Source organism: Streptomyces sp. NPDC058246, assembly GCF_042881985.1.
In the GTDB taxonomy this organism is placed as follows: Bacteria; Actinomycetota; Actinomycetes; order Streptomycetales; family Streptomycetaceae; genus Streptomyces.
This window is the reverse complement of sequence record NZ_JBHVWZ010000008.1, coordinates 119,312-143,955: the sequence shown is the minus strand read 5'-3', so window position 1 is coordinate 143,955 and position 24,644 is coordinate 119,312. Positions and strand designations below refer to the sequence as shown.

19 protein-coding genes and 1 pseudogene are annotated in these 24,644 nt (G+C 72.6%); 11 read left to right on the top strand and 9 right to left on the bottom strand.

Annotated elements, in window-relative coordinates:
* The first annotated feature begins 175 nt into the window (after positions 1 to 175).
* Entirely contained in the window at positions 176 to 1,405 is a 1,230-nt protein-coding gene (locus ACFVXA_RS14615) for a trypsin-like serine peptidase (protein ID WP_384025198.1), read from the top strand.
* A 60-nt stretch (positions 1,406 to 1,465) separates the two neighbouring features.
* Here the strand turns inward: ACFVXA_RS14615 and ACFVXA_RS14610 are convergent, their stop codons facing one another.
* Entirely contained in the window at positions 1,466 to 2,644 is a 1,179-nt protein-coding gene (locus ACFVXA_RS14610; RefSeq protein ID WP_389757785.1) for an MFS transporter, read from the bottom strand.
* Positions 2,645 to 2,762: 118 nt separating this feature from the next.
* Here ACFVXA_RS14610 and ACFVXA_RS14605 point away from each other — a divergent pair, with 118 nt between their 5' ends.
* Entirely contained in the window at positions 2,763 to 3,104 is a 342-nt protein-coding gene (locus ACFVXA_RS14605) for a transcriptional regulator (protein WP_362016766.1), read from the top strand.
* A gap of 182 nt (positions 3,105 to 3,286) precedes the next feature.
* On the opposite strand, the gene ACFVXA_RS14600 is transcribed toward ACFVXA_RS14605, so the two are convergent.
* Positions 3,287 to 5,317 (bottom strand): HelD family protein, encoded by a 2,031-nt coding sequence (locus tag ACFVXA_RS14600; RefSeq protein WP_389939086.1) that lies wholly within the window; start codon positions 5,315 to 5,317, stop codon positions 3,287 to 3,289.
* Between the two features lie 543 nt (positions 5,318 to 5,860).
* Between ACFVXA_RS14600 and ACFVXA_RS14595 the strand changes: the two genes are divergently transcribed.
* Complete coding sequence (locus ACFVXA_RS14595; RefSeq protein ID WP_362016764.1) at positions 5,861 to 6,052, top strand: hypothetical protein; 192 nt, start codon at positions 5,861 to 5,863, stop codon at positions 6,050 to 6,052.
* 263 nt (positions 6,053 to 6,315) lie between these two features.
* Positions 6,316 to 7,353 (top strand): glycosyltransferase 87 family protein, encoded by a 1,038-nt coding sequence (locus ACFVXA_RS14590; RefSeq protein ID WP_383748382.1) that lies wholly within the window; start codon positions 6,316 to 6,318, stop codon positions 7,351 to 7,353.
* On the opposite strand, the gene ACFVXA_RS14585 is transcribed toward ACFVXA_RS14590, so the two are convergent.
* Together ACFVXA_RS14585 and ACFVXA_RS14580 are read right to left on the bottom strand one after the other, a co-directional pair.
* Positions 7,305 to 8,954: a DNA repair helicase XPB gene (locus ACFVXA_RS14585; protein ID WP_362016762.1), complete on the bottom strand. Its 1,650-nt coding sequence runs from the start codon at positions 8,952 to 8,954 to the stop codon at positions 7,305 to 7,307. The two genes, ACFVXA_RS14590 and ACFVXA_RS14585, sit on opposite strands and share 49 nt — an antisense overlap.
* Before the next feature lie 76 nt (positions 8,955 to 9,030).
* Entirely contained in the window at positions 9,031 to 11,661 is a 2,631-nt protein-coding gene (locus ACFVXA_RS14580) for a helicase-associated domain-containing protein (protein ID WP_390025157.1), read from the bottom strand.
* A 209-nt stretch (positions 11,662 to 11,870) separates the two neighbouring features.
* Here ACFVXA_RS14580 and ACFVXA_RS14575 point away from each other — a divergent pair, with 209 nt between their 5' ends.
* Positions 11,871 to 12,872 (top strand): hypothetical protein, encoded by a 1,002-nt coding sequence (locus tag ACFVXA_RS14575; RefSeq protein ID WP_362016758.1) that lies wholly within the window; start codon positions 11,871 to 11,873, stop codon positions 12,870 to 12,872.
* Positions 12,873 to 12,916: 44 nt separating this feature from the next.
* Positions 12,917 to 13,555 carry a haloacid dehalogenase-like hydrolase gene (locus ACFVXA_RS14570; protein WP_362016756.1) on the top strand — a complete coding sequence of 213 codons (639 nt, stop codon included), beginning with the start codon at positions 12,917 to 12,919 and terminating at the stop codon, positions 13,553 to 13,555.
* A 25-nt stretch (positions 13,556 to 13,580) separates the two neighbouring features.
* Here the strand turns inward: ACFVXA_RS14570 and ACFVXA_RS14565 are convergent, their stop codons facing one another.
* Positions 13,581 to 13,832 carry a hypothetical protein gene (locus ACFVXA_RS14565; RefSeq protein WP_383737150.1) on the bottom strand — a complete coding sequence of 84 codons (252 nt, stop codon included), beginning with the start codon at positions 13,830 to 13,832 and terminating at the stop codon, positions 13,581 to 13,583.
* A gap of 195 nt (positions 13,833 to 14,027) precedes the next feature.
* Here ACFVXA_RS14565 and ACFVXA_RS14560 point away from each other — a divergent pair, with 195 nt between their 5' ends.
* Positions 14,028 to 14,411 carry a cold-shock protein gene (locus ACFVXA_RS14560; protein ID WP_362016752.1) on the top strand — a complete coding sequence of 128 codons (384 nt, stop codon included), beginning with the start codon at positions 14,028 to 14,030 and terminating at the stop codon, positions 14,409 to 14,411.
* A gap of 98 nt (positions 14,412 to 14,509) precedes the next feature.
* Here the strand turns inward: ACFVXA_RS14560 and ACFVXA_RS14555 are convergent, their stop codons facing one another.
* From ACFVXA_RS14555 to ACFVXA_RS14540, 4 genes are all read right to left on the bottom strand, one after another.
* Positions 14,510 to 15,370, bottom strand: coding sequence for a 1,4-dihydroxy-6-naphthoate synthase (locus ACFVXA_RS14555; protein WP_384026385.1), 861 nt, complete (start codon positions 15,368 to 15,370; stop codon positions 14,510 to 14,512).
* Complete coding sequence (locus ACFVXA_RS14550; RefSeq protein ID WP_390025257.1) at positions 15,360 to 16,070, bottom strand: futalosine hydrolase; 711 nt, start codon at positions 16,068 to 16,070, stop codon at positions 15,360 to 15,362. The genes ACFVXA_RS14555 and ACFVXA_RS14550 overlap by 11 nt, the downstream gene beginning before the upstream one ends.
* A 14-nt stretch (positions 16,071 to 16,084) precedes the next feature.
* On the bottom strand, positions 16,085 to 16,582 hold the full coding sequence (locus ACFVXA_RS14545) for a DUF2771 domain-containing protein (RefSeq protein ID WP_362016748.1): 498 nt from the start codon (positions 16,580 to 16,582) through the stop codon (positions 16,085 to 16,087).
* Positions 16,583 to 16,796: 214 nt separating this feature from the next.
* Positions 16,797 to 18,233 (bottom strand): MFS transporter, encoded by a 1,437-nt coding sequence (locus ACFVXA_RS14540; protein WP_390025155.1) that lies wholly within the window; start codon positions 18,231 to 18,233, stop codon positions 16,797 to 16,799.
* Positions 18,234 to 18,746: 513 nt separating this feature from the next.
* Between ACFVXA_RS14540 and ACFVXA_RS14535 the strand changes: the two genes are divergently transcribed.
* From ACFVXA_RS14535 to ACFVXA_RS14520, 4 genes and pseudogenes are all read left to right on the top strand, one after another.
* The gene (locus ACFVXA_RS14535) at positions 18,747 to 19,673 is read left to right on the top strand and encodes a DUF3027 domain-containing protein (RefSeq protein WP_362016744.1); all 927 of its coding nucleotides are present in this window, start codon (positions 18,747 to 18,749) and stop codon (positions 19,671 to 19,673) included.
* Between the two features lie 337 nt (positions 19,674 to 20,010).
* Positions 20,011 to 23,163 (top strand): sacsin N-terminal ATP-binding-like domain-containing protein, encoded by a 3,153-nt coding sequence (locus ACFVXA_RS14530; protein ID WP_384026382.1) that lies wholly within the window; start codon positions 20,011 to 20,013, stop codon positions 23,161 to 23,163.
* 222 nt (positions 23,164 to 23,385) lie between these two features.
* Positions 23,386 to 24,321, top strand: coding sequence for a hypothetical protein (locus ACFVXA_RS14525; RefSeq protein WP_389466463.1), 936 nt, complete (start codon positions 23,386 to 23,388; stop codon positions 24,319 to 24,321).
* An 80-nt stretch (positions 24,322 to 24,401) separates the two neighbouring features.
* Positions 24,402 to 24,644: pseudogene (locus ACFVXA_RS14520) on the top strand (hypothetical protein); the annotation flags it as partial.

Sequence of the window (24,644 nt, the reverse complement as noted above, 5' to 3'; positions counted from 1 at the left end):
GAGCACCAGGGGGCTTGATCCCTGAGGTCACGGATCCATATCCGCCAGGTAGTTGTTCTGTGTTGAGAGTCTCGCCTCGATCACGGCCCGGCCGCGTACGTGCATATTAGGGATGCCCCGATGAGCCGGGGCATGACAAAGACGCACATGCGCAGCAACAGGGGGACAAGGCTCCATGCCATCCATACGCAGCCGCTCGCTCGCGGCCGCAGCGGCCGTGATCGCGGCCCTCATGGTCACGACGACGGCCTGTGACAGCAAGAAGGACGACGGGGCTTCCGCCCAGTCCTCCGCGTCCGCCCAGGCGGACCAGGCGAACAAGGCGGACCAGGGCGTCGACACCGGCAGCGACGACGGGTCCGTCTCGCTCGGCGGCTACAAGCTGCCCGCCGGCATCCCCACCGATCTCAGCGGCGACGCCCTGGACAAGTGGAAGAACGGGGGGTGGAAGGACTACAGCGACTGGGCGTCCAAGGCGGAGGACTTCGCCAACCCGTACATCGAGAACTTCTGGACGCCGGAGCAGATGGCCCGGGCGAAGGCCGAGATCCCGGTCGCGCAGGCGGGCAGCACCAGCTCCGGTTCCGGCAGCGGCGCCACCTCCTACCTGCCCGACGGGAAGGTGAAGCGGAAGGCGGCCACCAAGGTCAAGGCGACCTACCACCACTACGCGCCGCCGGTCGGCAAGCTGTTCTTCTCCTCGCCCGAGGGCAACATGGTGTGTTCCGCCGCGGTCGTCACCGACCCGGCGCACCCGGGCAAGTCCAACCTGGTGTGGACCGCGGGCCATTGTGTGCACGCGGGCAAGGGCGGCGGCTGGTACCGCAACATCGCCTTCGTCCCGTCGTTCAACAACGGCGCGAAGCTGAGCAACAGCCAGATCACCGACCCGCGCGCCAAGTCCGTCTCCCCGTACGGCGTCTGGTGGGCGAACTGGGCCACCACGTCGTCCCAGTGGATCAAGGGCGGCGGCCACCAGGGCAACTCGGCCTCGGCGTACGACTACGCCGTGCTGCACGTGAAGCCCGAGAGCGGCAAGAAGTCCCTCCAGGAGCAGCTCGGTTCGGCTCTTCCGGTGTGGTTCAACGCCCCGGCGGCCAACAAGGTCAAGTCCATGAAGGTCCGCGGCTATCCCGCCGAATCGCCGTACGACGGCTCGAAGATGTACGACTGCCGCGGCGCCACCAAGCGCTTCGTGCTCGCGAGCAACGTCCCCGCCCAGTTCATGATCGGCTGCACGATGAACGGCGGCGCCTCCGGCGGCCCCTGGTTCATGACCCACAACGGCCGGACCTATCTGGTGTCCAACAACTCGCTCAGCGACCGCAAGACGTTCATCACCGGGCCGCGCCTCGGCAAGAACGCCAAGCAGGTCTATCTGGCGACCAGCCGTAAGTTCAAGTAGCTCTGTCTGTACGGTCGTTGGTGGCCCTCGGCGTGTAGCGCCGGGGGCCACCGGTGCTTTTCACACCCGTACCGGATCCGGTGCCACCGCTCCTTCCTTCGCGCGGGGCGTCCGGGTCGTGACCGCCGCCACCGCCGTCGCCACCACCATCAGGCCCGCTCCCACCAGCAGGAACCACCGGTCCCCGAAGAGCGTGATCGCCAGGCTGCCGGTGCCGCCCGCCGCCGCCACGCCCAGGTAGAGCGCGCTGCTGTTGAGGGAGACCAGGACAGGCGCGTTGGCGGGGTCGAGGGAGGCCACGCGGGTGATCAGCGCGACCGCGATCGACCAGCCGAACAGCGGGGTGAGCGCGGAGGCGGCGAGCGCCGTCGGCATCGTCCGCAGCGTCCAGGGCGAGGCCGCCGCGAACATCACGTACGCCGCGCTGCACGACATGATCACCGCCCGCGGTCCCCATGTGTCCACCAGCCGTCCGCCGACCGAGGAACCCCCGACCGACGCGATCCCGGAGACCAGGAGCAGCAGCGTCAGCCGGTCCTGGTCGCCGCCCGTCGCCGGGAAGGTGGCCACGGTGTAGTAGATGAACGACGTCTGGAAGGCCAGGAAGACCAGGAAGGTGGTCAGGGCCGCGCCCAGGACGCGCGGGTCGGCGAGCGGCCTCAGCCGTTCACGCAGGGTCAACGCGGCTGCCGGCTGCGGGAGTTCGCGCAACAGCAGCGCCAGACCGGCGAAAGCGGCCACCCCTAGCCCCGTCACCAGCCACATGGTCAGCCGCCAGTCGGTACGGCCGATCCAGGTGCCCAGCGGCACCCCGAGCGCCGTGGCGACGGTCAGCCCGCCCATCACCACGGCGATCGCCCGCCCGCGCCGCTCCGGCGGGACGAGCCCGGTGGCGACGGCGTTCGCGGTGGGGGTGTAGAGGGCGGCTCCGGCGGCGGCGAGCACGCGGGTGGCGAGCAGGGCGCCGTACGAAGGGGCCAGCGCCGTCAGGGCGTTGGCGAGGCTGAAGACGGTGAGCGCGGTGAGCAGGGCGCGGCGGCGCGGCCAGCGCGCGGTGACCGTGGCGAGCACCGGCGCGAGGACGGCGTACGACAGGGCGAAGACGGTCACCACCTGTCCGGCGACCGAGATGGAGACGTCCAGGTCGCGGCCGATGAGCGGCAGGATGCCGGCCATCACCATGCCGTCCGTTCCGACGGCGAAGGTGCCGAGGGCGAGCAGGAGCAGGCGTAGGCGCACGGGTTCCCCCCAAGGTCCGTAGATGCGCGAGATTGGTTTGACGTTGGTCAAACCATAGAGACTGTTGGATAATTGTCAAACGGTATGAGGCGACGCGAGGAGAGGGATCCGGGCATGGGTGAGCGCCGTGAGTGAGGAGGGCGAGTGGCTCCCGCAGCCCGACGCGGACGACATCGAGCTGGTCAAGGTGTTGCACGCGCTCGGCGACCCGGTGCGGCTGTGGCTGCTGAAGGTGTACGCGGGCGGTGAGCGGTTCAGCTGCGCGCCCGACGCGCTGGGGGTCGCGCACCTGCACAAGTCGACCGTCTCGCACCACATGAAGATCATGCGCGAGGCCGGGATCACCTCGACCCGGGCCGTCGGCCGCAACCGCTATGTGCAGCTGCGCCGCGACGACCTCGACGCCCGGTTCCCCGGCCTCCTGGACGCTTTGCTGAAATCCCTGCCGGACCGGTCCTGAGGCCGGTCCGGCGGATCATGCCGCAGACGCGGGGCTTGGCACGCCCACCTGCGGCGTTGTCGTCACTCGCCGACGCTCCGCGTCGACTCCCTCCTCCGCCTTGCAGCTGCACGCACCAAGCCCCGCTGACCGGCGTCGAGGAGGCGCCGCCCGTTCCCTGCGACCTGATCCGCCGGACCGGCCTAGGCGAGTTGGGTCGGCAGTGGGGCCGCGTGCGTGACGATCAGGCCGGAGACCGCTCGGGTCAGGGCCACGTACAGACGGCGCAGGCCGGTCCGCTCGTCCGGTTCGCCGTCGACCACGGCCCCCGGCTCGTCGAGCACCACGTAGTCGTACTCGAGACCCTTGGCGAGCGAGGCCGGCACGAGCGTGAGGCGGGTCTGCGCCGTCGTCTCCTCGCCCGGTTCGAGGTACGTCAGCCCGGCCGCCGTCAGCGCCTCGGCGAGGACGGCGATCCGGGCGTCGGCCGCGATGAGCCCGATCGACCCCTCGTTGCGCAGCAACTCCGCGCAGGCGCCCACCACTTCGGAGTCCGCCGCGCTCGGCCGCACCTCGAAGAAGCCCGGGTTCTCCCGTACCGAGGCCACCGGCGTCAGCCCGGGCGCGATGTGCGGCAGCAGCCGGGAGGCGTAGGTGATGACGTCGGTGGGCACGCGGAAGCCCGCCGTCAGCTCCTCGACGACGGCCTCCTCCTTGCCGAGATGGCGCAGCGCCTCGTCCCAGCTCCGGGTCGCCCAAGGGGTGGTGCCCTGCGCGAGATCCCCGAGCACGGTCGCCGACCCGGTCGTGCAGCGCCGCCCCACCGCCCGGTACTGCATCGGCGACAGATCCTGTGCCTCGTCGAGCACCACGTGCCCGAGCGAGTGCGTGCGCCGGACGAGATCGTTCGCCTCGTCGATCAACACGGCGTCCGCGGGTGACCATGTGGCGGACTTCACGGAGCGCACGGGCTTCGCCCAGAGGATCTCCTTCTGCTCGTCCTCGTCGAGGATCCCGGCCGCGTGGGCGGCGAGGAAGCCGGCGTCGGAGAGCAGCCGCAGCACGAGTTTCGCGGGGTCGACAGGCGGCCAGATCGCCTTGACCGCGGCCTTCACGGCGGTGTTGCGGGCGACGGCGTCCTGAACCCGGTCGTCCGGCGCCTCGCCCGACCGCTCCATCTGCACCAGCACGGCGTGCGCGATCCGCTGTGGAAGGGCCTCACGCGCGGCGCCGTACCGGATGTCCCGGTCCAGCAACTCCCGCACGATCTCCTCGAGTTCGTACGCCGCGACGCGCCAGCGCCGCGAGCCGCGCACCACGACGACCTGCTCGGTCGGCAGCGTCACATGGGAGCGCACGGCCCGCCGCAGCACCTCCGCCATCCGGGCGTCACCCTTGATGACGGCGGCCGCCGCCTCGTCGCTTCCGCGCACCTCGACATGCGCGACCAGGTCGTCCACGGTCGCCTGCTTGACCTCCAACTCGCCGAGCGCCGGGAGGACTTGCTCGATGTAGTGCAGGAAGGACCTGTTCGGCCCGATGACCAGGGTGCCGGTGCGGGCGAGCCGCTCCCGGTGCGCGTACAGCAGATACGCGACCCGGTGCAGGCCGACGGCGGTCTTCCCGGTGCCGGGGCCTCCCTGCACACACACCGAGCCGGACAGCCCCGACCGTACGATCTCGTCCTGCTCCGGCTGGATCGTCGCCACGATGTCGCGCATCGGGCCGACGCGCGGGCGCTCGATCTCCTGCTGGAGCAGCTTGCTGGTGGTCGCCGCCTCGGCCGGGTCCGACAGATGCTCGTCCTCGTACGCGGTGAGGTCGCCGCCGGTGTAGCCGAAGCGGCGCCTGAGCCCGACGTCCATCGGGTCCTTCTTCGAGGCCCGGTAGAACGGCTGCGACACCGGCGCGCGCCAGTCGATGACCATCGGGTCGCCGTCGGCGTCGTGCACATGCCGCCGCCCGATGTAGAACCGCTCACCCTGCGCGCCCTCGGCCTTCTCGGCGCCCGGTGCGTGCAGATAGTCGAGCCGTCCGAAGAACAGCGGGGTGTGGCTGAGGTCGGCCAGCGCCTTGATGCGCTCGCCGATCTGCCGGTGCAGCACCTCGGCGTTCACCCAGTTCGCGGTGACGTCGCCGATGTCGAGGTTCTCCACGTCCTCGCGCATCGCGCGCAGGGCGGCACGGGACTCGCCGAGGTGGGTCCGCTCTCGGGAGAGGGGGTCGTCGGACAGGGCGTCGGACGGGTAGTCGGACTGGTGGTCGGGCGGGTAGTCGGGCGCGGTGGACACGGGGGTTGCCTCCGGGGACCTGCTGCGTGGGTGATCCCGCAGTGAATCCGCACCTGACTCCTGGGCGGATCGGTGCGTGATTCCTGGGTGAATCGGTGCGTGATTCCGGGATGCCGTCCGGTTTCCGGCCGGGCGGCGGCACTCCGTGAAGGGAGGCGGGCAAGAGCGGAGATTCTAGGTGACCGGAGGGTGCGGGGGCCAACCGTTTTCCGCGGGGCTCGGGGGGCTCGATGCGGTTTGTCTCCGCGGGGCTCGGGAGGTTGTCTGCGGCGTGTCTCCGCGGGGCTCCGGGAGCTCGGTGCGGTGGGTTCTCCGCGGGGCTCCGGGGAGCTTGCGCGCGGGACTCAGGGGCGCGCCCCTGAGAACCCTAGGGGCCGGGGTCCCCCGGGAGGCGTACGGGGGGCGGCCCGCAGGTGTACGAGGGGGTCGCCGAGGTTCGGTCCGAAGACCGACGCCGCGGGGAGCCCCGCGTTCCACCATGGATACATGAGCGCAGCAACGTTCGGCCCAGGTCCTGTCCATCCGGTTCAGCCCCATGGTGCGACCGCCGCCTCCTCCACGCACCACCGCCACCGCCTCGGCGACGCCCTGCGCGCCGTGAAGGTGTTCGCGGAGGCGGCCGTCGGCGTGGTGCTCCTCGGCGAGTACGGCGAGGAAGCTGGCGTACGGCGGCGGTGAGCCGTACGCCGGGGTGTCCCGCCCGGCACTAGGGTCGCTCCGTGCCACAACGGAACGTGACCGACCACCCACCCACCGAAGTAACCCAGTTCACCGCTTCCACCCGGTCCACCCGGTCCGCCTGGTCCCCCACCCGGTCCGCCCGGTTCCGGTCCGCCTGGTCTGCCTGGTCCACCCGGTTCACCCGGCCCCCGCTGGTGGCCCTCCTCCTGGCTCTCTCCCTCGGCGCCTTCTGCGCGCTCTGCGTCGTCACGCACGCCACCATGGCCGACGCGCTGGTCTACCGGGCCGAGGGCGCGGCCGTACTGCACGGCACGGATCTCTACGGCTTCACCGTCACGCGGTGGCACCTTCCCGCCACGTATCCGCCCTTCGCCGCGCTCCTCTTCGTCCCGACCGCCTGGCTTCCGCCGACCGCCCTCAAGGTGGCCTTCGTCGCCGGAAACGTGGTGCTGCTGGCCGTGCTGGTCCGGCTCTCCTGCCGGCTCGCGGGCCTGTCGGCCGAACTGCCCGCCCGCTGCGCCGCCACCGCCCTCGCGCTGTGGCTCGAACCCGTCTTCCAGACCGTTCTCTTCGGCCAGATCAACCTCGCTGTGGCCTGCCTGATCCTCTGGGACCTGACCCGGCCGCCCGGCGCCCGGGGCAAGGGCATTGCGCTGGGCATCGCGGCCGGGCTGAAACTGACACCGGCCCTCTTCATCGCGTATCTGCTGCTCACCCGCCGGCGACGGGAGGCGGTCACCGCCGCGTCCGCATTCGCCGGGACGGCTCTGGTCGGCGCCCTCGCGCTCCCCGGTGCGAGCGTCGACTTCTGGACCCGGCGGCTGTACGAGACCGACAGGGTCGGCAAGGCGTGGATCGTCGACAACCAGTCGCTCCAGGGCCTGATCGCCCGCGCCCTGGGGGACCCGGTCCCCGGCCCGCTGTGGTCCGTACCCGCGCTGGCGGTGGCGCTGGCGGGGCTGTGGCTGGCCCGGCGCGCGCGCACCGACCGGCGGGGCGTCCTCGTCACCGCCCTCACCGGGCTGCTGATCTCCCCGATCAGCTGGTCGCACCACTGGGTGTGGTGCGTCCCGCTGATCGCCGTGCTGTACGCCGAGCACCACCGCCGCCTGGCCCTGACGGCGGCCGCGGTCTTCACCGCCCGCACCCTGTGGCTGGTCCCGCATCAGGGCGCCCTGGATCTGCAACTCCCCTGGTGGCAGCAGCCGTTGGCGTCGCCTTACCCGCTGCTGGCGCTGCTGGTCGCGGGTCAGCTGTCGGTGTCGGCCAGCAACTCGTCGGCGTCCATGATCCGGTAGGCGTAGCCCTGTTCGGCCAGGAACCGCTGCCGGTGGGCGGCGAAGTCCTGGTCGATGGTGTCGCGGGCGACGACGGAGTAGAAGTGGGCCTGGTGCCCGTCGGCCTTGGGCCGCAGCACCCGTCCGAGCCGCTGGGCCTCCTCCTGCCGTGACCCGAAGGTGCCCGACACCTGGATGGCGACCGTGGCCTCCGGCAGGTCGATGGAGAAGTTCGCGACCTTGGACACGACCAGGACGGAGATCTCCCCCTGCCGGAAGGCCTCGAAGAGCCGCTCGCGCTCCGCGTTGCTCGTCTCGCCCTTGATGACGGGCGCGTTCAAGTGCTCGCCCAGCTCGTCGAGTTGGTCGATGTACTGCCCGATGACAAGGATCTGCTGCCCGGCGAACCGGCGGACGATCGCCTCCGTCACCTTCCGCTTGGTCGCGGTCGTGGCGCAGAAGCGGTACTTCTCCTCCGTCTCGGCGGTGGCGTACGCGAGCCGCTCGGAGTCCGTCAGATTCACCCGGACCTCGACACAGTCGGCGGGCGCGATGTACCCCTGGGCCTCGATCTCCTTCCAGGGCGCGTCGAACCGCTTGGGACCGATGAGCGAGAAGACGTCCGACTCCCGCCCGTCCTCGCGCACGAGGGTGGCCGTGAGGCCCAGCCGGCGACGCGCCTGCAGGTCCGCGGTGAACTTGAAGACGGGCGCGGGCAGCAGATGCACCTCGTCGTAGACGATGAGCCCCCAGTCACGGGAGTCGAAGAGTTCGAGGTGCGGATAGACACCCTTCCGCCTGGTCGTCAGCACCTGGTAGGTGGCGATGGTGACCGGCCGGATCTCCTTCTTCGTACCGCTGTACTCGCCGATCTCGTCCTCGGTCAGCGAGGTCCGCTTCACCAGCTCGTGCTTCCACTGCCGGGCGGAGACGGTGTTGGTGACAAGGATGAGCGTGGTGGCCTTGGCCTGCGCCATGGACCCGGCGCCGACGAGTGTCTTCCCGGCGCCACAGGGCAGCACGACGACGCCGCTGCCGCCGTGCCAGAAGTTCTCCACGGCCTGCTTCTGGTACGGCCGCAGCGCCCAGCCGTCCTCGGCCAGCTCGATCGGGTGCGCCTCCCCGTCCACGTACCCGGCGAGGTCCTCGGCCGGCCAGCCCAGCTTCAGCAGCGTCTGCTTGATCTGACCGCGCTCGGACGGATGCACGGCCACGGTGTCGGCGTCGAGCCGGTTGCCGACCAGCGGCGCGATCCGCTTGGACCGCAGCACCTCTTCGAGCACGGGCCGGTCGGTGGTGGTGAGGACGAGGCCATGGGCGGGGTGCTTGCTGAGGGTGAGCCGCCCGTAGCGGTCCATGGTCTCCGCGATGTCGACGAGCAGCGCGTGCGGAACCGGATACCGGCTGAACTCCACGAGCGCGTCGACGACCTGCTCCGCGTCGTGCCCCGCGGCCCGCGCGTTCCACAGCCCCAGCGGCGTCACCCGGTAGGTGTGGATGTGCTCGGGCGCCCGCTCCAGCTCCGCGAACGGGGCGATGGCCCGCCGGCAGGCGTCGGCCAGCTCGTGATCGACTTCGAGAAGCAGTGTCTTGTCGCTCTGGACGATGAGGGGTCCGTTCACACCCGTCCCTTTCTGCGCGCCGACCACCCCGCGCGGGTGACCGGCCAAACGTCCAGTGTGCCTCAAGGGGCGGTGATCACGGCTGGTCGTCCGCCAGCTCCGCCACTCCGGTCACGCGGTGCAACGGATAGGTGCGGACTTCGTCCGCCGTGTGGTCGTACGCCGTGACGAAGCCGCCCTCGACGCGGATCGGGGCGATGACGCGCTGGCTGGCGGCGCCCTCGGCGTTCACGTAGCCGATCCAGAGCGAGTCGCCGGTCATGACGGCGGCCTGCATGGTGGCGAGGGTCTCGGCGGAGCTGGTGCGGGGGAGGGCGCCGTTGGCCGGGGCGCCGGTCTCCGGGGTCTGCTTGCGGGGGGCGGTGGAGGCCAGGTCGCCGGCGCGGATGGCGCGGACCGCGGCGCCGAGGAGGGTGGCGTCGGGGACCGGGGGGCCGTCCGGGACGGGCTCGGGTGCGGTGCGCGGCGGGGTGCGGTGGGCGTGTGCGCGGGTGATCAGGACGTCGCCCTCCGCGGACTCGGCGGCGGGCGCGAAGCCCATCGAGCGGAGGCCTTCGAGGAGGGCGGCCGGATCGGCCTGGGCGGCCAGGACCGTGGGGGCGAGGCGACGCAGGCGCAGTCCCTGCGAGCGCTTGTCGGCGAGGATCTCGTTCAGCAGCGCGTCGTCGTCGCAGCGGACGTACGCCGAGGCCGCGCCGATCCGCAGATGGCCGTGCCGGCGCGCCACGTCGTCGATCAGATACGTGAGCGGCTGCGGGACCGGGGTGCGCGCGTGGGTGGCCAGGAACGCGTGCAGGTCCGACGCCGAGCGGCCCGCGTCCAGCGCCCGGCGCACCGAACCCGGCGTGAAGCGGTAGACCGTCGCCCCGCCCTTCGACTCCACGTCCGCCAGGACGCCGAGCGTGTCCGCCAGGGGGCGCTCCAGCGGGCCCGGCGCGACCGCCGTCAGGTCCGCCTGGAGGAGGACGTGGTCCAGCGGCTCAGGGAGGAGCGGGGCGAGCAGACGGGCTGCCCGCGCGGCGGCCGCGGCCTGTTCGGCGGGGGAGCGGGTGGGCGTCTCGGGGGCGAGGGTGTGGTGGTGGTGCTTGTGGGCGGGGAGCTTGTCGCCGGGGCCGGTGGGCCCGGTCTGCCGCGCGGACTCCGTGAGCTTGGTCTGCTGGGCGGACCCGGTGGGTCCGGTCTGCTGGGCGGATCCGGTGGTTTCGCCTTCCCGCGCGGACGGCGACGGGAATCCCAGGAGCGCCCGCCCCTGCGCCGACAGCGCGCCCCGGCCCGTGATCCCCAGCATCTCCGCCTCGGACAGGGTCCACCGGGCCAGCCGGGCGCGCAGGTCGTCCGTCGCCGCGGACTGGGGGCCTCTGAGCGGGCGTTCCCAGTGGAGGCGGGCCAGGACGGAGTCCGCGGTGGCGGAGGCGCCCTCGGGGAGCGCGGCGAGCAGGGTGAGGACGCGGTGGCGGACCTCGGGTGCCGCGGAACGGTCCAGACCGGGGCCCAGCGCCGACAACGTACGGTCCTTCGCGTCCCTCCCGCCGACCAGGCCCGCCGTGCGGGTCGCCGCCAGCCACGCCGAGGCCAGCCGCGCCCAGCGCTCGGCGGCGGGCAGCTCCAGCCACTCGTCGTACCCGGGCGTCGCCGCGTACCGCTCGTCGGCCTCGCCGTCCGACGCCAACAGGCCCGCCGCGTAGGCGAGTTCCACCCAGAACGCGGCCACCGGCTCCGCCACGTCGAGCGCCACCGCCGTCCGCTTCAGGTCCCGCACGCTCAGCCCGCCCGCGCGCAGCACCGCGGGTCCGCCCTCGTGCCAGTCCTTGAGCAGCTCGTCGATCGTCGCCAGGGCGGTGTAGGCCTGACCGGCCGCCGCGGCGTCCACAACCTGTGGACGGTGCGTCCGCGCGGCGTCGACCGCGGGCGCCACCGGCTCGGTCGCCCGGTGCGCGCGGCCCGCCCGCAGATGCAGGGCGACCTCCCGGGGCAGGACGACCGTGCCGGGCGCCGTCGGCAGCAGCAGCCCCCGGTCGATCAGCCAGCGCAGATGGCGCGCCGGGTCGGCCGTCACCTGGCCGTACGGCGGCCCCCACACCAGCCGCGACAGCACGTCCAGCGAGTCGACGGGCGCCTCGTCGAGGAGCGCCGACATCCGCTCCCGGTCCGCGAACAGCGCGGTGAGCGAGGCCACCGCCGACACCGAGTCGTGGGTGCTCGGCAGCCCGGCCGCCACCACGATCTCCTGGATGCGCCCCGGAGACATGCTGCCCGCCGTCGCCTCCGCGACGGTCGGTCCGAGTCCCGTCGGGGACGGGTGCTGCGGGGACGGCGCGAGCAGCTCCCGGGCCGTCCGTACGAGTCGGAGACGGTCGTCGGGGCCCCAGACCAGCGCCTGCTCGCGCAGCGTCCCGAGCGCGTGCGGGAACGCCGCCGTGACCGCCGGGTCCCGCTCGTCACCCGCCATCAGCCCGAGCAGCTCGTCGTACGTCGCCGGTTCCGCCGCCAGGGCCAGGGCCTCCGCCGTCTGCAGCGCGAACCGGTCCAGGCGCTCCAGGGCACGGACGACCGACGCGCGGGTGCCTGCGCGGGTGGCGAGCTGCGTGAGGTCGGTGGGGACGGGGGTGATCAGGTCCGGGCGGGACCTGAGGAGCGCGGACAGTGAGGCGTCGTCCCGCGCGCGGAGGGCCTCCGCCAGGGAACGCGGAGCGGTCTCGGTGCTCATCCTGTCAACGGTAGCGGGTGGGGCGGGGCCGGGGTGTTGGCGCGCGGCTCCCCGCACCCCGGGGACAGGGGGCGCGGGGAGCCGCGCGAGCTTTTCCGGGGGGTCCGGGGGTGCAGCCTTCAGGCAAGGGGCGGGTAGGGGCGGAGGGGGCGAAAAACCCGGTACCGTCAGCACGGGGTATCCAACGCACGCGCCCCGGAGGGGACTTCGTGGGGATTGAGAGCGACCAGCTCGTCTTCGACTACCTGAGCCGGGTCGGCGACCTGGCCCAGCAGCGCCAGCTGCCGTCCGCGACACGCATGCGGCTGGTCTCCGAGCTGCGCAACGAGATCGACCGCCGCCGCGCGAAGACGACCGTCGACAGCCCCGCCGCCGTCCGCCGCATCCTCGCTCGCCTCGGCACCCCCGACGAGATCGTCGCGGCGGCCGGCCAGGACGGCGCCGCCGGACCCGCGCCGGAGCCGTGGGCCGCCGTCCCCAGCCAGCGCGCTGCCGAACCGGAGACCCGCCCCAAGGGCCTGCGCCGTGTCGTCCCGAGGCCGCGCGCCGCCGAAGCGGCACCCACCGAGAACGCCGACGCCCCGTCCCCGCCGCACCTCGCGAGCGCCCACGAGCTCGGCGACAGCGCGACCCAGCCCGACTGGTGGCGGGTGGACAGCAGCCCGTTCGGGCTCGGGGACAGCGTGCCGGGGTTCGTCGGCGGCGTGGAGATCCCCGAGCTGCTCAAGCCGCCGCCCCGCGAAAAGCCCGACGGGGGAGCGGGGCCGGGAGCGGGGCCGGCCGCCAGGGAAGCGGCTCCGGAGAAGGAGCCCGAGGTGCGGGCGGCGGCCGAGACCGACGACGCCCCCGCGCGCCGCCGCCTCCCCCGCCTCAGCGGCTGGACCAACCCCCTCCTCCTGCTCGCCGCGGTCCTCCTGGTCGCCGGCGCCGTCCTCGGCAACTGGTTCGCCCTGGGTCTCGGCTGGCTCATCGCCTACGGCTCGCGCCGGCTGACCCCCGCCGAGTCGAAGTGGGCGGTCCTCGTCCTGCCGGGCCTGGCCGCCACCGCCGGCATCGTCTGGCTGTGGGGCCGTACGAACGGCCGCTGGGGTGCCCCCATCGCCCAGGGCCACATGAACGACGCGATCACCGAGACCTGGCCCTGGGTCGTCCGCGGCGCGGCCGTGGCCTCGGCCCTGTACCTGGTGTGGCGCTCACAGCGCCCACGCTGACCGGGCACCCGCCCCGCCGACGGCCGCGCGCCCCGCTGGGCACAATGGCCCATATGACTTCGGCTGACACGACCTCCCCCGCGCTGACCGTCGGGTTCGACCTCGACATGACCCTGATCGACTCCCGCCCCGGTATCCACGCCTGCTACCAGGCGCTTTCCGCGCGGACAGGGACGTACATCGACTGCGATCTGGTGATCACGCGGCTCGGGCCGCCGCTGGAGGACGAGCTGGTCAACTGGTTCCCGGCCCAGGACGTCGCGGCCATAGCCGATCTCTACCGTGAGATGTACCCCACGTACGCCATCACCGGCACGCTCGCGATGCCCGGCGCCCGGGAGGCCGTCGCCGCCGTGCACGCGGCCGGCGGGCGGGCCGTCGTCGTCACCGCGAAGTGGGAGCCCAACGCCAAGCTGCACCTGGAGCATCTGCGCATCGACGCGGACGAGGTCGTCGGCAACCTGTGGGCCGAGCAGAAGGCGGAGGCGCTGCGCGAGCACGGCGCGAGCGTGTACGTCGGCGACCACGTCGGAGACGTACGCGGCGCGCACACGGCGAACGCCTACTCCGTCGCCGTGACCACCGGGCCGTGCGACGCGGCGGAGCTGCGCGCGGCGGGCGCGGACGTCGTCCTCGCCGACCTCACCCGGTTCCCGGAGTGGCTGGCGGACTACCGGCCGTAGCGGGCGCCCCAGCCGTGCCGCGCGCCTAGCCGCGTGCCGCGCGCGCCCGGCGGCGGCCCTCCGCGATCGACTGGAGCACACCGGCTCCGGCCAACAGGAATCCGACACCCATGAGCATGCTCAAGCCGAACATGTAGGTCGGAAAAGGCGTCGTACCGAGTAGCAGCGGGGCCACGGTGACCAGTGTGGCCAACGCTCCGATGAAGAAGACGATGGCACCGGCACGGATCAGCCGGTCACCGGCTTCGGCGGAATTCGCTTGGGTTTTGTCACGCACCGGACCAGGGTAGTTCCCTGCGCGAAGGAACAATCCAGCGACGTCTTGTCACCAGCCGTCGGACCATTAGCCTTGGTACCGGCGGGTCCGACGACCCGCTGTAGTGCTATCCAGAGCCGTTTAAGGGCAGTTGCCCCTGCAACCGCCGAGCAGTTTTCAGAGCAGTTCCCGACGAGTACGAGGACGAGGACAGACGTGCCTACCGGCAAGGTCAAGTGGTTCAACAGCGAGAAAGGCTTCGGCTTTCTCTCCCGCGACGACGGCGGCGACGTCTTCGTTCATTCCTCGGTCCTGCCCGCCGGAGTCGATGCTCTCAAGCCCGGCCAGCGCGTGGAGTTCGGTGTCGTCGCGGGCCAGCGCGGCGACCAGGCACTCTCGGTGACCATCCTGGACCCGACCCCCTCCGTCGCGGCCGCGCAGCGCCGCAAGCCGGACGAACTGGCCTCCATCGTCCAGGACCTGACGACCCTCCTGGAGAACATCACGCCGATGCTGGAGAAGGGCCGTTACCCGGAGAAGGCCTCCGGCAAGAAGATCGCGGGCCTGCTGCGCGCGGTCGCGGACCAGCTCGACGTATAGGACGCACGGGAAGTACGGGAAGTACGGCCGTACTCGGAGTGCGTGCCGTACTCGGGCCGTACGCGAAGTGCGGGACATAAGGGATGTCCCGCCTGTATCTACGGGAAGTTCAGCGCATCCGGGCCGAGGGGCGGCAGCAGCCCCTCGGCCGCCGCACGGGTGAGCAGTCCGCGGATGGCGGCATACCCGTCGTCGCCCAGATCGGCCGTGAACTCGTTGACGTACAGGCCGATGTGCTGGTCGGCGACGCTCGGATCCATCTCCTGGGCGTGTTCCAGGACGTAGGGACGGGAGGCCTCCGGGTCGTCCCAGGCGGCGCGGACCGAGGCGCGGGTCGAGTCGGCGAGCAGCTTCAGCGTGTCGTCGCCGAGCGAGCGCTTGGCGATGATCGCGCCCAGCGGGATGGGCAGCCCGGTCGTCCGCTCCCAGTGCTCACCCATGTCGGCGAGCTTGTGCAGCCCGTAGTTCTGGTACGTGAAACGTGCCTCGTGGATGACGAGGCCCGCGTCGACCTTCCCGTCCCGCACGGCCGGCATGATCTCGTGGAACGGCATGACCACGATCTCGCCGACCCCACCGGGGACCGTGTCCGCGGCCCAGAGCCGGAAGAGCAGGTACGCCGTCGACTTCTCGCTGGGTACGGCGACCGTGCGGCCGGTCAGGTCCGCGTCGGCTCCGCGGCTGAGCACCAGCGGGCCGCAGCCCCGTCCCAGCGCGCCGCCGCAGGGCAGCAGCGCGTACTCGTCGAGGACGTACGGCAGCACGGCGTACGACACCTTCAGCACGTCGAACTCGCCGCGCTCGGCCATGCCGTTGGTGATGTCGATGTCGGCGAAGGTGACGTCGAGCGCGGGCGCGCCCGGCACCCGGCCGTGGGCCCAGGCGTCGAAGACGAACGTGTCGTTCGGGCAGGGCGAGTAGGCGATGCGCAGGGGCGCGGGCAGCTTCTCAGGACTCATGTGGGTTCCAACTCTCCAGTACGGGCGTGAGCTTCCCGAAACCCTCGGTGAGGGCGGCGAGAGCGTCCCCGATACGCCAGGCGGCGCGGTCGCGCGGGCCGACGGGGTTGGAGACCGCGCGGAGCTCCAGGACGGGCACCCCGTGCGCGGCGGCCGCCTCGGCGACCCCGAACCCCTCCATCGCCTCGGCGAGGGCGCGGGGGTGCCGTGCGCGCAGTGCGGCCGCGCGGGCGGCGGTGCCGGTCACCGTGGACACGGTGAGTACCGTCCCGACGCGTCCCCCCGTGGCCGCCACGACCTCTCGTACGAGTGATGGTGGCGGACGGTGGCTGACGGTCCCGAAGCCCAGCTCCGTGACCGGCACGAAGCCGTCCGCGGTGTCCGCGCCCAGATCCGCCACGGTGATCTCGTCGGCGACGACGAGCGACCCGACCGGGGCGTCGGGCTGGAACCCGCCCGCGATCCCGGCCGAGACGACCAGGCCGTACGGATCGCCTTCGAGGGCCGCCGCGGTGAGCGCGGTGGCGGTGGAGGCGGCGGCGAGCGCGGGACCGACGCCGGCGGCGAGCAGGTCCACCGCCGCTGTGGACAGCCGCCGCAGGGTCACCCCGGGAAGGACGACCTCACGGGCTGGGGCAGTGAACGCCCCGGCCACCGCGTCCCGCTCGACGGGGACCGCGGTGGCCACCAGCACACGCAGCCCAGCGGCAGCGATCAGGCGTCCTTCTTGAGCTTGAAGGACCACAGACCGGTGACGGTCTTGTCGCCCTCCTTGATGGAGACCAGCGTGGAGTTGCCGCTCGCCCCGTACTGGGCGTTGAAGAACACGCTGCCCGGGATCGTGCGGTACGTCTTCGTGCTGGAATCGGTCAGCGGCTGACCGTTCATCAGGATCGTCCAGCCCTTGTCCGCGATCTTCGGGTCCACGCCGAACCGCACGGTGGCGTCGGGGTCGACCTTGATGGACTTGATGTCCTTCGCCTTCAGGCAGTTGGCCAGATCCGCGGTGCTCACCGCCTTGCCGTCGTTGTAGCAGTCGGTCTCGGAGCTCACCGAGTGGTCGCCGACCGTGATGGTGGCCAGCGGCGTCGGCTTGTCACAGGCGGACAGGGCGAGCAGCCCGGCGGATACGGCGCCGACGGCGGCGACGGCGCGACGGCGGCGCGCAGCACGGTGATCATTAGCGGCTCTGCCGCGGGGCAGGGAGGTCATGGGCGAAGGCTATCGGGCACGTCCAGTGCTCTCCCCACGTGGGGTACGGCGTGCCGTGCGTGGCCGGGCCGCACTCCTGGCAGGGGCCCGTGTGCCCTGAGGGCGCGGACGCCGGGGGTGCTGTGGTTGGGCGGGTGCGGGTGCGGGTGCGGGTGCGGGTGCCGGTGCCGGGGGTGCGGGTCGCGTGGCCGGCCGGGGGCGGCGGGCGGTGGGGCTAGGCCACCCGCTGGCGGGCCGGACCACCGTGGCGGGCCGTGCTGAGCAGGCCGCGTACGGTCGTCAGCCAGCCCGCCGCGACGATCGCGGCGGCCACCGACAGGCCGAGCGTCCCGTTGAGCGGCAGGGCGATGCCGATCCCGCCGCCGAGGACCCAGGCCATCTGGAGCAGCGTCTCGGAGCGGGCGAAGGCGGACGTACGGACGAGCTCGGGGACGTCCCGCTGGATCAGGGCGTCCAGGGACAGCTTGGCGAGGGCCTGCGCGAACCCGGCGACCGCCGCCAGACAGGCCACCAGGACCGCCCCGAAGAAGACCGCCGCCGTGATCGCCGCGCCCAGCACGAACGCCACCACCGTCACGATGATGATCTCCGGGGAGCGCTGTTTCAGCCAGGCTCCGACCGCTGTGCCGAGCGCGTTGCCCGCGCCCGCCGAGACGCCCACGATGCCGAGCGAGACGGCCGCGCTCTCGCCGGTGAGCGGGTGCTCGCGCAGCAGGAAGGCGAGGAAGAAGATCAGGAAGCCGGAGAGGCAGCGCAGCGAGGCGTTGGCGCCGAGGGCGTGTGTGACGGCCGTACCGACGGTCCGCAGCCCGGGGCGCCGCACCTTCTTCTTGATCAGTTGCGGCCCGTGCAGATGCTCCTCGTCCGCGGCGAGCAGCGCCCTGTCTTCGCCCTTGGCCGAGTCGACCTTGGGCGGCAGCGTGAACGACAGGAACGTACCCGCGATGAAGATCACGAAGGCGCCGTAGAGCGGATAGCGCGGGCCGAGGGCCTGGAGCCCCGCACCGATCGGCGCGGCGACTCCGGTGGCGAGGAGCCCGCCGAGGGTGACCCGGGAGTTGGCCTTCACCAGGGAGAACCTGGGTGGCAGCAGCCGGGGCACCACGGCGCTTCGTACGACTCCGTACGCCTTGGAGGCGACCAGCACGCCGAGCGCGGCGGGATACAGCTCGATACCGCCGGTCACGACGGCGCCGGAGAGCGTCAGCGCGAGGAAGGCCCGGGCGAGCATCGCGCCGGCCATGGCGGCGCGGCGGCCGTGCGGGAGGCGGTCGAGGAGGGGGCCGATCACGGGGGCGAGGAGCGTGAAGGGCGCCATGGTGATGGCGAGGTAGAGGGCGACGCGGCCGCGGGCCTCGTCGGTGGGGACGGAGAAGAAGACGGTGGAGGCGAGGGCGACGGTGATCATGACGTCGCCGGCGCCGTTCACCGCGTGCAGCTCGATCAGTTTGCCGAGGCCGGACTCGCCCGCGCCGTGGGCGTGTGTCGCCTTCCTGATGCCGCGGGCCGTGCCGGTCAGCGGGAAGTGCAGGGCGCGCCCCACCGCACGGACGGAGCCGGTCACCCGGCTCGATCCGCCACTTCGGGTACTCCCCTTGACGCCACCACTGCCGATCCCGGCGGCTCCCTGGGGCGACCTTGCGGCTGCCACTCCGTCATAGTGCCCCGAGTCGGGGGTGCGTAGTGCGGTTACCGCGCGTATGGGCGCCGTGTGATGGCGCGGGCGGGGGCACGTGCCGGGGGAGCCGTGCGGTCGGCCGAGACCGGTGGGCGGGTGGGAAACACCGGCGCGGAGCGCCGGAGAAAATGCCGCGGAGCGGCGGAGAGGCGGGCGCGGAGCGGCGGAGAGGCCCCGCGGAGCGGGGGATGAGGCCCCGCGGAGCGGGGGGAGGGACCACCTCGGAGCGGTGGCGAATGTCGGCGCGGAGCGCCGAAGACGCCCGCCGGTGTGGGCCCAGGGGCCAGGAGAAGGTAGCGTGCGTTACGCGCCTGCGGCGATTGTTCTCGGCCGCGCGCCTCTCGGCCATCCCGCAGAATGGATGGCGTAGGTGCGCCCGAGTGCGATCGGGCGCGGACGTCGACGCGGTCCTTTGGTCCGCTCCGTCCGCACCCCCGCCGGAGGAATGGCGCACCCGTGAGACGGCGTAGGAGAGAAGCGATACCTGTGAGCGCAGCGACAACGCGAAGCCGCACCCCCGACCGCCTGTGCGCCGAGGCGGTCGACCTCGCCCGCGCCGCCGCCGAGGAGGCCGCCGCCCCCGGCGTCGTCGGCGAGCACGCGGGGCTGGTCTCCGAGGGGGACCGTGTTGTCACGCACTACTTCGAATGCAAGGAGCCCGGGTACCGGGGCTGGCGCTGGGCGGTGACCGTCGCCCGGGCCTCCCGCGCCAAGCTCGTCACGCTCGACGAGACCGTGCTGTTGCCCGGCTCCGACGCGCTGCTCGCCCCGGAGTGGGTGCCGTGGAGCGAGCGGCTGCGCCCCGGCGACATGGGTCCTGGCGACCTGCTGCCCACGGACGCCGAGGATCTGCGGCTCGAGCCCGGTTTCACCGGCGAGGACGAGCCGCCGCCGAACTCCCCCGTCTCGGACGAGATGGCCGAGCTGGTGGAGGCGGAGGACGCGGAGGTCACCGGCGGGGCGCCCGCGACGCTGCCGGTCGCGCCGCGGCGCGGTTCGATCGCGGCGGTGGCGGAGGAGCTGGGGCTGCGGCGGGCCCGTGTCCTGTCCCGGTACGGGCTGCATGTCGCGGCCGACCGGTGGGAGGAGTCGTACGGGCCGAAGACGGCGATGGCGCAGGCCGCGCCCGCCTCGTGCGTCAGCTGCGGATTCCTGAACCCCATCGGCGGGTCGCTCGGTCAGGCGTTCGGGGTCTGTGCGAATGAGTTCTCGCCCGCTGACGGGCGGGTGGTCTCCCTCTCGTACGGCTGTGGGGGCCACTCCGAGGCCGCGGTCATGCCGAAGCCTCCGCGGCCGGCCGCACCGGTGATCGACGAGACCCGGGTGGACCCGTTCCCGCTCCGTCCGTCCCCGGACTCGGGGTCGGTCTCCGTGACCCCGGACGAGTCCTCGGCGGAGCTGGGCCACTCGTAACCCGCGGGTTTCTTCGCCCCCTCCGCCCCTGCCCGTCCCGTATCCGGGGGCTGCGCCCCCAGACCCCCCTACAAAGATTGCGCAGTTCCCCGCGCCCCTAAGGGCGTCCGCACCCGCTCACGGTGCTCCTCGCGCGGCCCGTATCCCGGGGCTGCGCCCCCGGGCGCCGGCCCCCTGAAAGATTGCGCAGTTCCCCGCGCCCCTGAAGGGCGTCCGCACTCGCTCACGGTGCTCCGTGGAGAGAGCCCCGGGCGGAGGGTGCCCCGGAGCGCGGTACCTTCATGCCGCGACCGGGCGCAGCACTCGCGGTCGCGTCAGGCGAGAGGGAGAGTGAACCGTGAGCAAGTTCGTGCGGCCGGCAGCCGAGGGCGCGGACCCGTTCGGGACGGCGCGCCTGCGACGCGGTGTGCTGGACGCCTGGGCCACCAGCCCGGCCCGGTTCCGCGAGGACGCCAACGCCGAGGAGGACCTGGTCCTCGGCGGCTACCGGGACCGGCTCGTCGTCGAGCTCGCCCAGAACGCCGCCGACGCGGCGGCAAGGGCGGGCGTCCCCGGCCGTCTCCGGCTCACCCTCCGCGACGGCGTGCTCGTCGCGGCCAACACCGGCGCCCCGCTCGACGCGGCCGGCGTCGAGTCCCTGTCCACGCTCCGCGCCTCCGCCAAGCGGGACGCCCACGACACCGCGATCGGCCGCTTCGGCGTCGGTTTCGCCGCCGTGCTGGCCGTCACCGACGAGCCCGCCGTCGTCGGGCGGCACGGTGGCGTCCGCTGGTCCCTCGCCGAGGCCCGTGAGCTGGCGGCGGACACCGCCCGGCACAGTCCGAGCCTGGGCGACGAGATCCGCCGGCGCGACGGCCATGTGCCGCTGCTCCGGCTGCCGTTCGCGGCCGAGGGCACCGCCCCGGATCCGTACGACACCGTCGTGATCCTGCCGCTGCGGGACGGGGCCGCCGAGGGTCTCGCCGAGCGGCTGCTCCAGAACATCGACGACGCCCTGCTGCTCGCCCTTCCGGGCCTGGAGGAAGTGGTCGTCGAGATCGGCGGCGACGTACGCACCCTGGTGCGCCGTGGCGACGAGCACGGTGTCGCCGTCGAGGACTCCCGCGACGGCGTCACCCGCTACCGCACCGTCTCCCGGCACGGCCCCGTCGACCCGGCCCTCCTCGCCGACCGCCCGGTCGAGGAGCGGCTGCGCCCGCACTGGTCGGTGACCTGGGCCGTGCCCGTGGACGCCGACGGAACGCCGGCCCGCCCCCGCACCAGCCCGGTCGTGCACGCGCCCACCCCCAGCGACGAGCCCCTCGGCGTCCCGGCCCTGCTCATCGCCTCCCTCCCGCTCGACACTACCCGGCGGCACGCCGCCCCCGGCCCGCTCACCGACTTCCTCGTGCAGCGCGCGGCGGACGCGTACGCCGAACTGCTCGCCGCCTGGCGCCCGGTGAACGCCGGGATCATCGACCTGGTGCCGGGCCCGCTGGGCAAGGGCGAGCTGGACGGCGTCCTGCGCCAGGCGATCCTGGACCGGTTGCCCCGCACCGCCTTCCTGCCGCCGGCCGCGCCACCGGAGAGCGCCCAGGACACCCCCGCCGAATGGCCCGAGAGCAGCGTGGCGGAGAACCCCGCCGCCCTGCGGCCCCGCGACGCCGAGGTGGTGGAGGGCGCGGGCGCCGAGACCGTACGGGTGCTGGCGGAGGTGCTGCCCAGCCTGCTGCCCGCCGGGCTCGAACGCCGGGTGGAGCTGCGGACGTTGGGGGTCGCGCGGGTACCCCTCACGGAGGCCGTGGACCGGCTGGCCGGGCTGGAGAAGGACCCGGGCTGGTGGTGGCGGCTCTACGACAGCCTCGCGGGCGTCGACCCCGACCGGCTCTCCGGGCTGCCCGTGCCGCTCGCCGACGGGCGGACCACGATCGGGCCCCGGCAGGTCCTGCTGCCCACCTCCGACGGCCCGCAGGCGGCCCCCGACACCCTCGCCCGGCTCGGCCTCAAGGTCGCCCACCCGGACGCCGCACACCCGCTCCTGGAGAAGCTGGGCGCCCTCCCGGCCACGCCCCGCGCCGTGCTCACCACCCCGCAGGTGCGTGCCGCCGTCGCCGCCTCGCTCGACGACGACGGCGGGGCATGGGACGAGGACGCGCCGGACGCGGAGGAACTGGCCGACACCGTGCTCGCCCTCGTCCGCGACGCCGGCCTCGAACCCGGCGACGAGCCCTGGCTCGGCGCCCTCGCCCTCCCGGACGAGGAGGGCGACATCGCGCCCGCCGGTGAACTCGTCCTGCCCGGCAGCCCGTTCGCCCAGGTCATGCGCGAGGACGAACTCGCCTTCGTGGACGGCGAGCTGGCCGAGCGCTGGGGCGAGCAGCCGCTCGCCGCCTGTGGTGTGCTGGCCAACTTCGCCCTCGTACGCGCCACCGATCTCGTCCTGGACCCGGACGAGCTGGAGCCGCGCGACTCCGACTACGCCGAACCCGACGACGCGGGGCTGCTGGACGCCGTCGACGTGTGGTGCGAGGACGTCCTCGACCGGCTGCCGGACACCCCGGTGCCGCCCGTCGCCACCGAGATCGTCGCCGTACGGGATCTCGACCTGGTGGACGACGAGCGGTGGCCGCAGGCCCTCGCCCTGCTCTCGCAGCCGCCGCTGCGGGACGCGATCACCCAGCCGGTGCGCATCCTGCTGCCGGACGGCACACACGAGATCGTCCGGCCGTACGCCGCCTGGTGGCTGCGCGGGCATCCCGTACTCGACGGCCGCCGTCCCGCCGGGCTGCGCGCGGAGGGCGGCGACCCGCTCCTGCACGGCCTGTACGACGCCGCCGACGCGACCGGTTTCGACGACGAGCAGGTGCTGCGGGCGCTCGGCGTACGCACCTCCGTGGCCGCGCTCCTCGACGAACCCGGCGGCGCCGCCGAGCTGCTCGACCGGCTCGCCGACCCCGACCGGGAGGTCTCCGGCGCCCAACTGCACGCTCTGTACGGCGCGTTGGCCGACCTCGACCCCGAGCAGGTGACGCTGCCGGACGAGCTGCGGGCCGTCGTCGACGGTGAGGTGCGCGTCGTGGACGCGGCGGATGCCGTCGTCGTGGACTCGCCCGACCTGCTGCCCTTCACCGACGGCGTGCCGCTGCTCCCTGTCCGGCCCTCGCGCGCCGCCGAACTCGCCGAGCTGTTCCAGGTGCGGCGGCTGAGCGAGTCCGTCACCGGCGAGGTGGACTCCGAGGGCGTCGAGCACGACGTGCCCGATTCCGTACGGGTGCTGCTCGGCCCTTCGACCCCCACCTCGTACGTCGAACACGAGGAACTCCTCGTGGACGGCACCGAGCTGGACTGGCGGCGTACGCGCGACGGCGTGCTGCACGCCGCCACCCTGGAGGGCGTCGCCGCCGGACTCGCCTGGGCGGCCGGCCAGTGGCCCCGCCGCTTCGAGGTCGCGGCCCTCCTGGAGGACCCGTCCCGCACCGAGGAGCTGGCCCGGGACCGCTGGTTCGACTGATCCGGCCGGGGTGAGGTGAGAGGGGCGGGGACGGCCGTTCCTCTCACCTTCCTGTGATCTTGGTAATCCGTACACAAAGTCTTCATCACCCGTACAACCATTCGCACCCGTCGCGGATCTGGTCTTCCGAGTCAACAGACTCCACGATCATTTGGGCCCCGTGCGACGACGAGCCGTGAGGAACGACCACCACCGGGGCCCCTTTCTCCACTTGGGGATCGCATGCGCATACGTGCCACTGTGGCCGCCGTCTCCGGCGCCCTGGCTCTCTCCGCCTTCGCCGTGCCCGGCGCCCACGCCGACGACTCCGCCTCTTCCTACCGCGCGAACGTCACCAAGGCGCAGGAAGTCGCTCGCGCGGCCACCGGCAAGACCGCGTTCAGCGCCTCCACGGCCGCCGACACCGGCACGCCGTACGCCCTCGACGCCACCTTCTCCAACATCAAGGTGAACAGCGGCGCGGCGGTCAAGGTCGGCACCACCAACCACGTCGCCGTCCCGGTCACCTACACGATGACCCACGGCGCCGACGTCGACATCACCGCCGACGACTTCTTCACTGGCCCCTACCTCTACAAGGGCTCGTTCGACGCGCCGGACAACATGCTGTTCGGTGACTACGACGCGACCTGCACGGCCACCTCGTCGACCGTCGCCACCTGCAAGGGCGACGTCGACATCTACCCGGCCGAGGGTGAGCTGCTCAACTCGGACGCCGGTGCCTGGCACGCCGCGGCTCTGGCCGTCGCCTACAACGGCGAGGACTGGACCAGCGACAACATCAACTGGGACAACGTCGGCATCGCCGACCAGGGCGGCTTCACGTCCCCCAACGTCCAGCGCTACTCGAAGCTGACGGTCAACGCCTCGCCGGAGCCGGTGAAGAAGGGCAAGACCATCACGGTCACGGGCAAGCTCTCCCGCGCGAACTGGGAGGACAACCTGTACCACGGCTACACCGGCCAGTCGGTGAAGCTGCAGTTCCGCAAGAAGGACAGCACCACCTACACCACCGTCAAGACCATCAAGACGGACTCGACGGGCAACCTGAAGACGACCACGACGGCCACCGTCGACGGTTACTTCCGCTACAGCTTCGCGGGCACCTCGACCACCCCGGCGGTCAACGCCACGGGTGACTACGTCGACGTGCAGTAGTCGCGAGTTTCTCCGGTTTCCCCGCGTCCCGTCCTGGGGCGCGGGGAATCAGCGTTCTCCCGATCGTTCCGATCGGCGATCGTTCCGGCAGGACCGTCACGGTCACGGGCAAGCTGTCCCGCGCCAACTGGGAGGACGGCCGGAACCACGGTTACACCAACCAGTCGGTGAAGCTGCAGTTCCGCAAGAAGGGCAGCGACACCTACACCACGCTGAAGACGATCAAGTCGGACTCGACGGGCAACCTGAAGACGACCACGACGGCCACCGTCGACGGTTACTTCCGCTACAGCTTCGCGGGCACCTCGACCACCCCGGCGGTC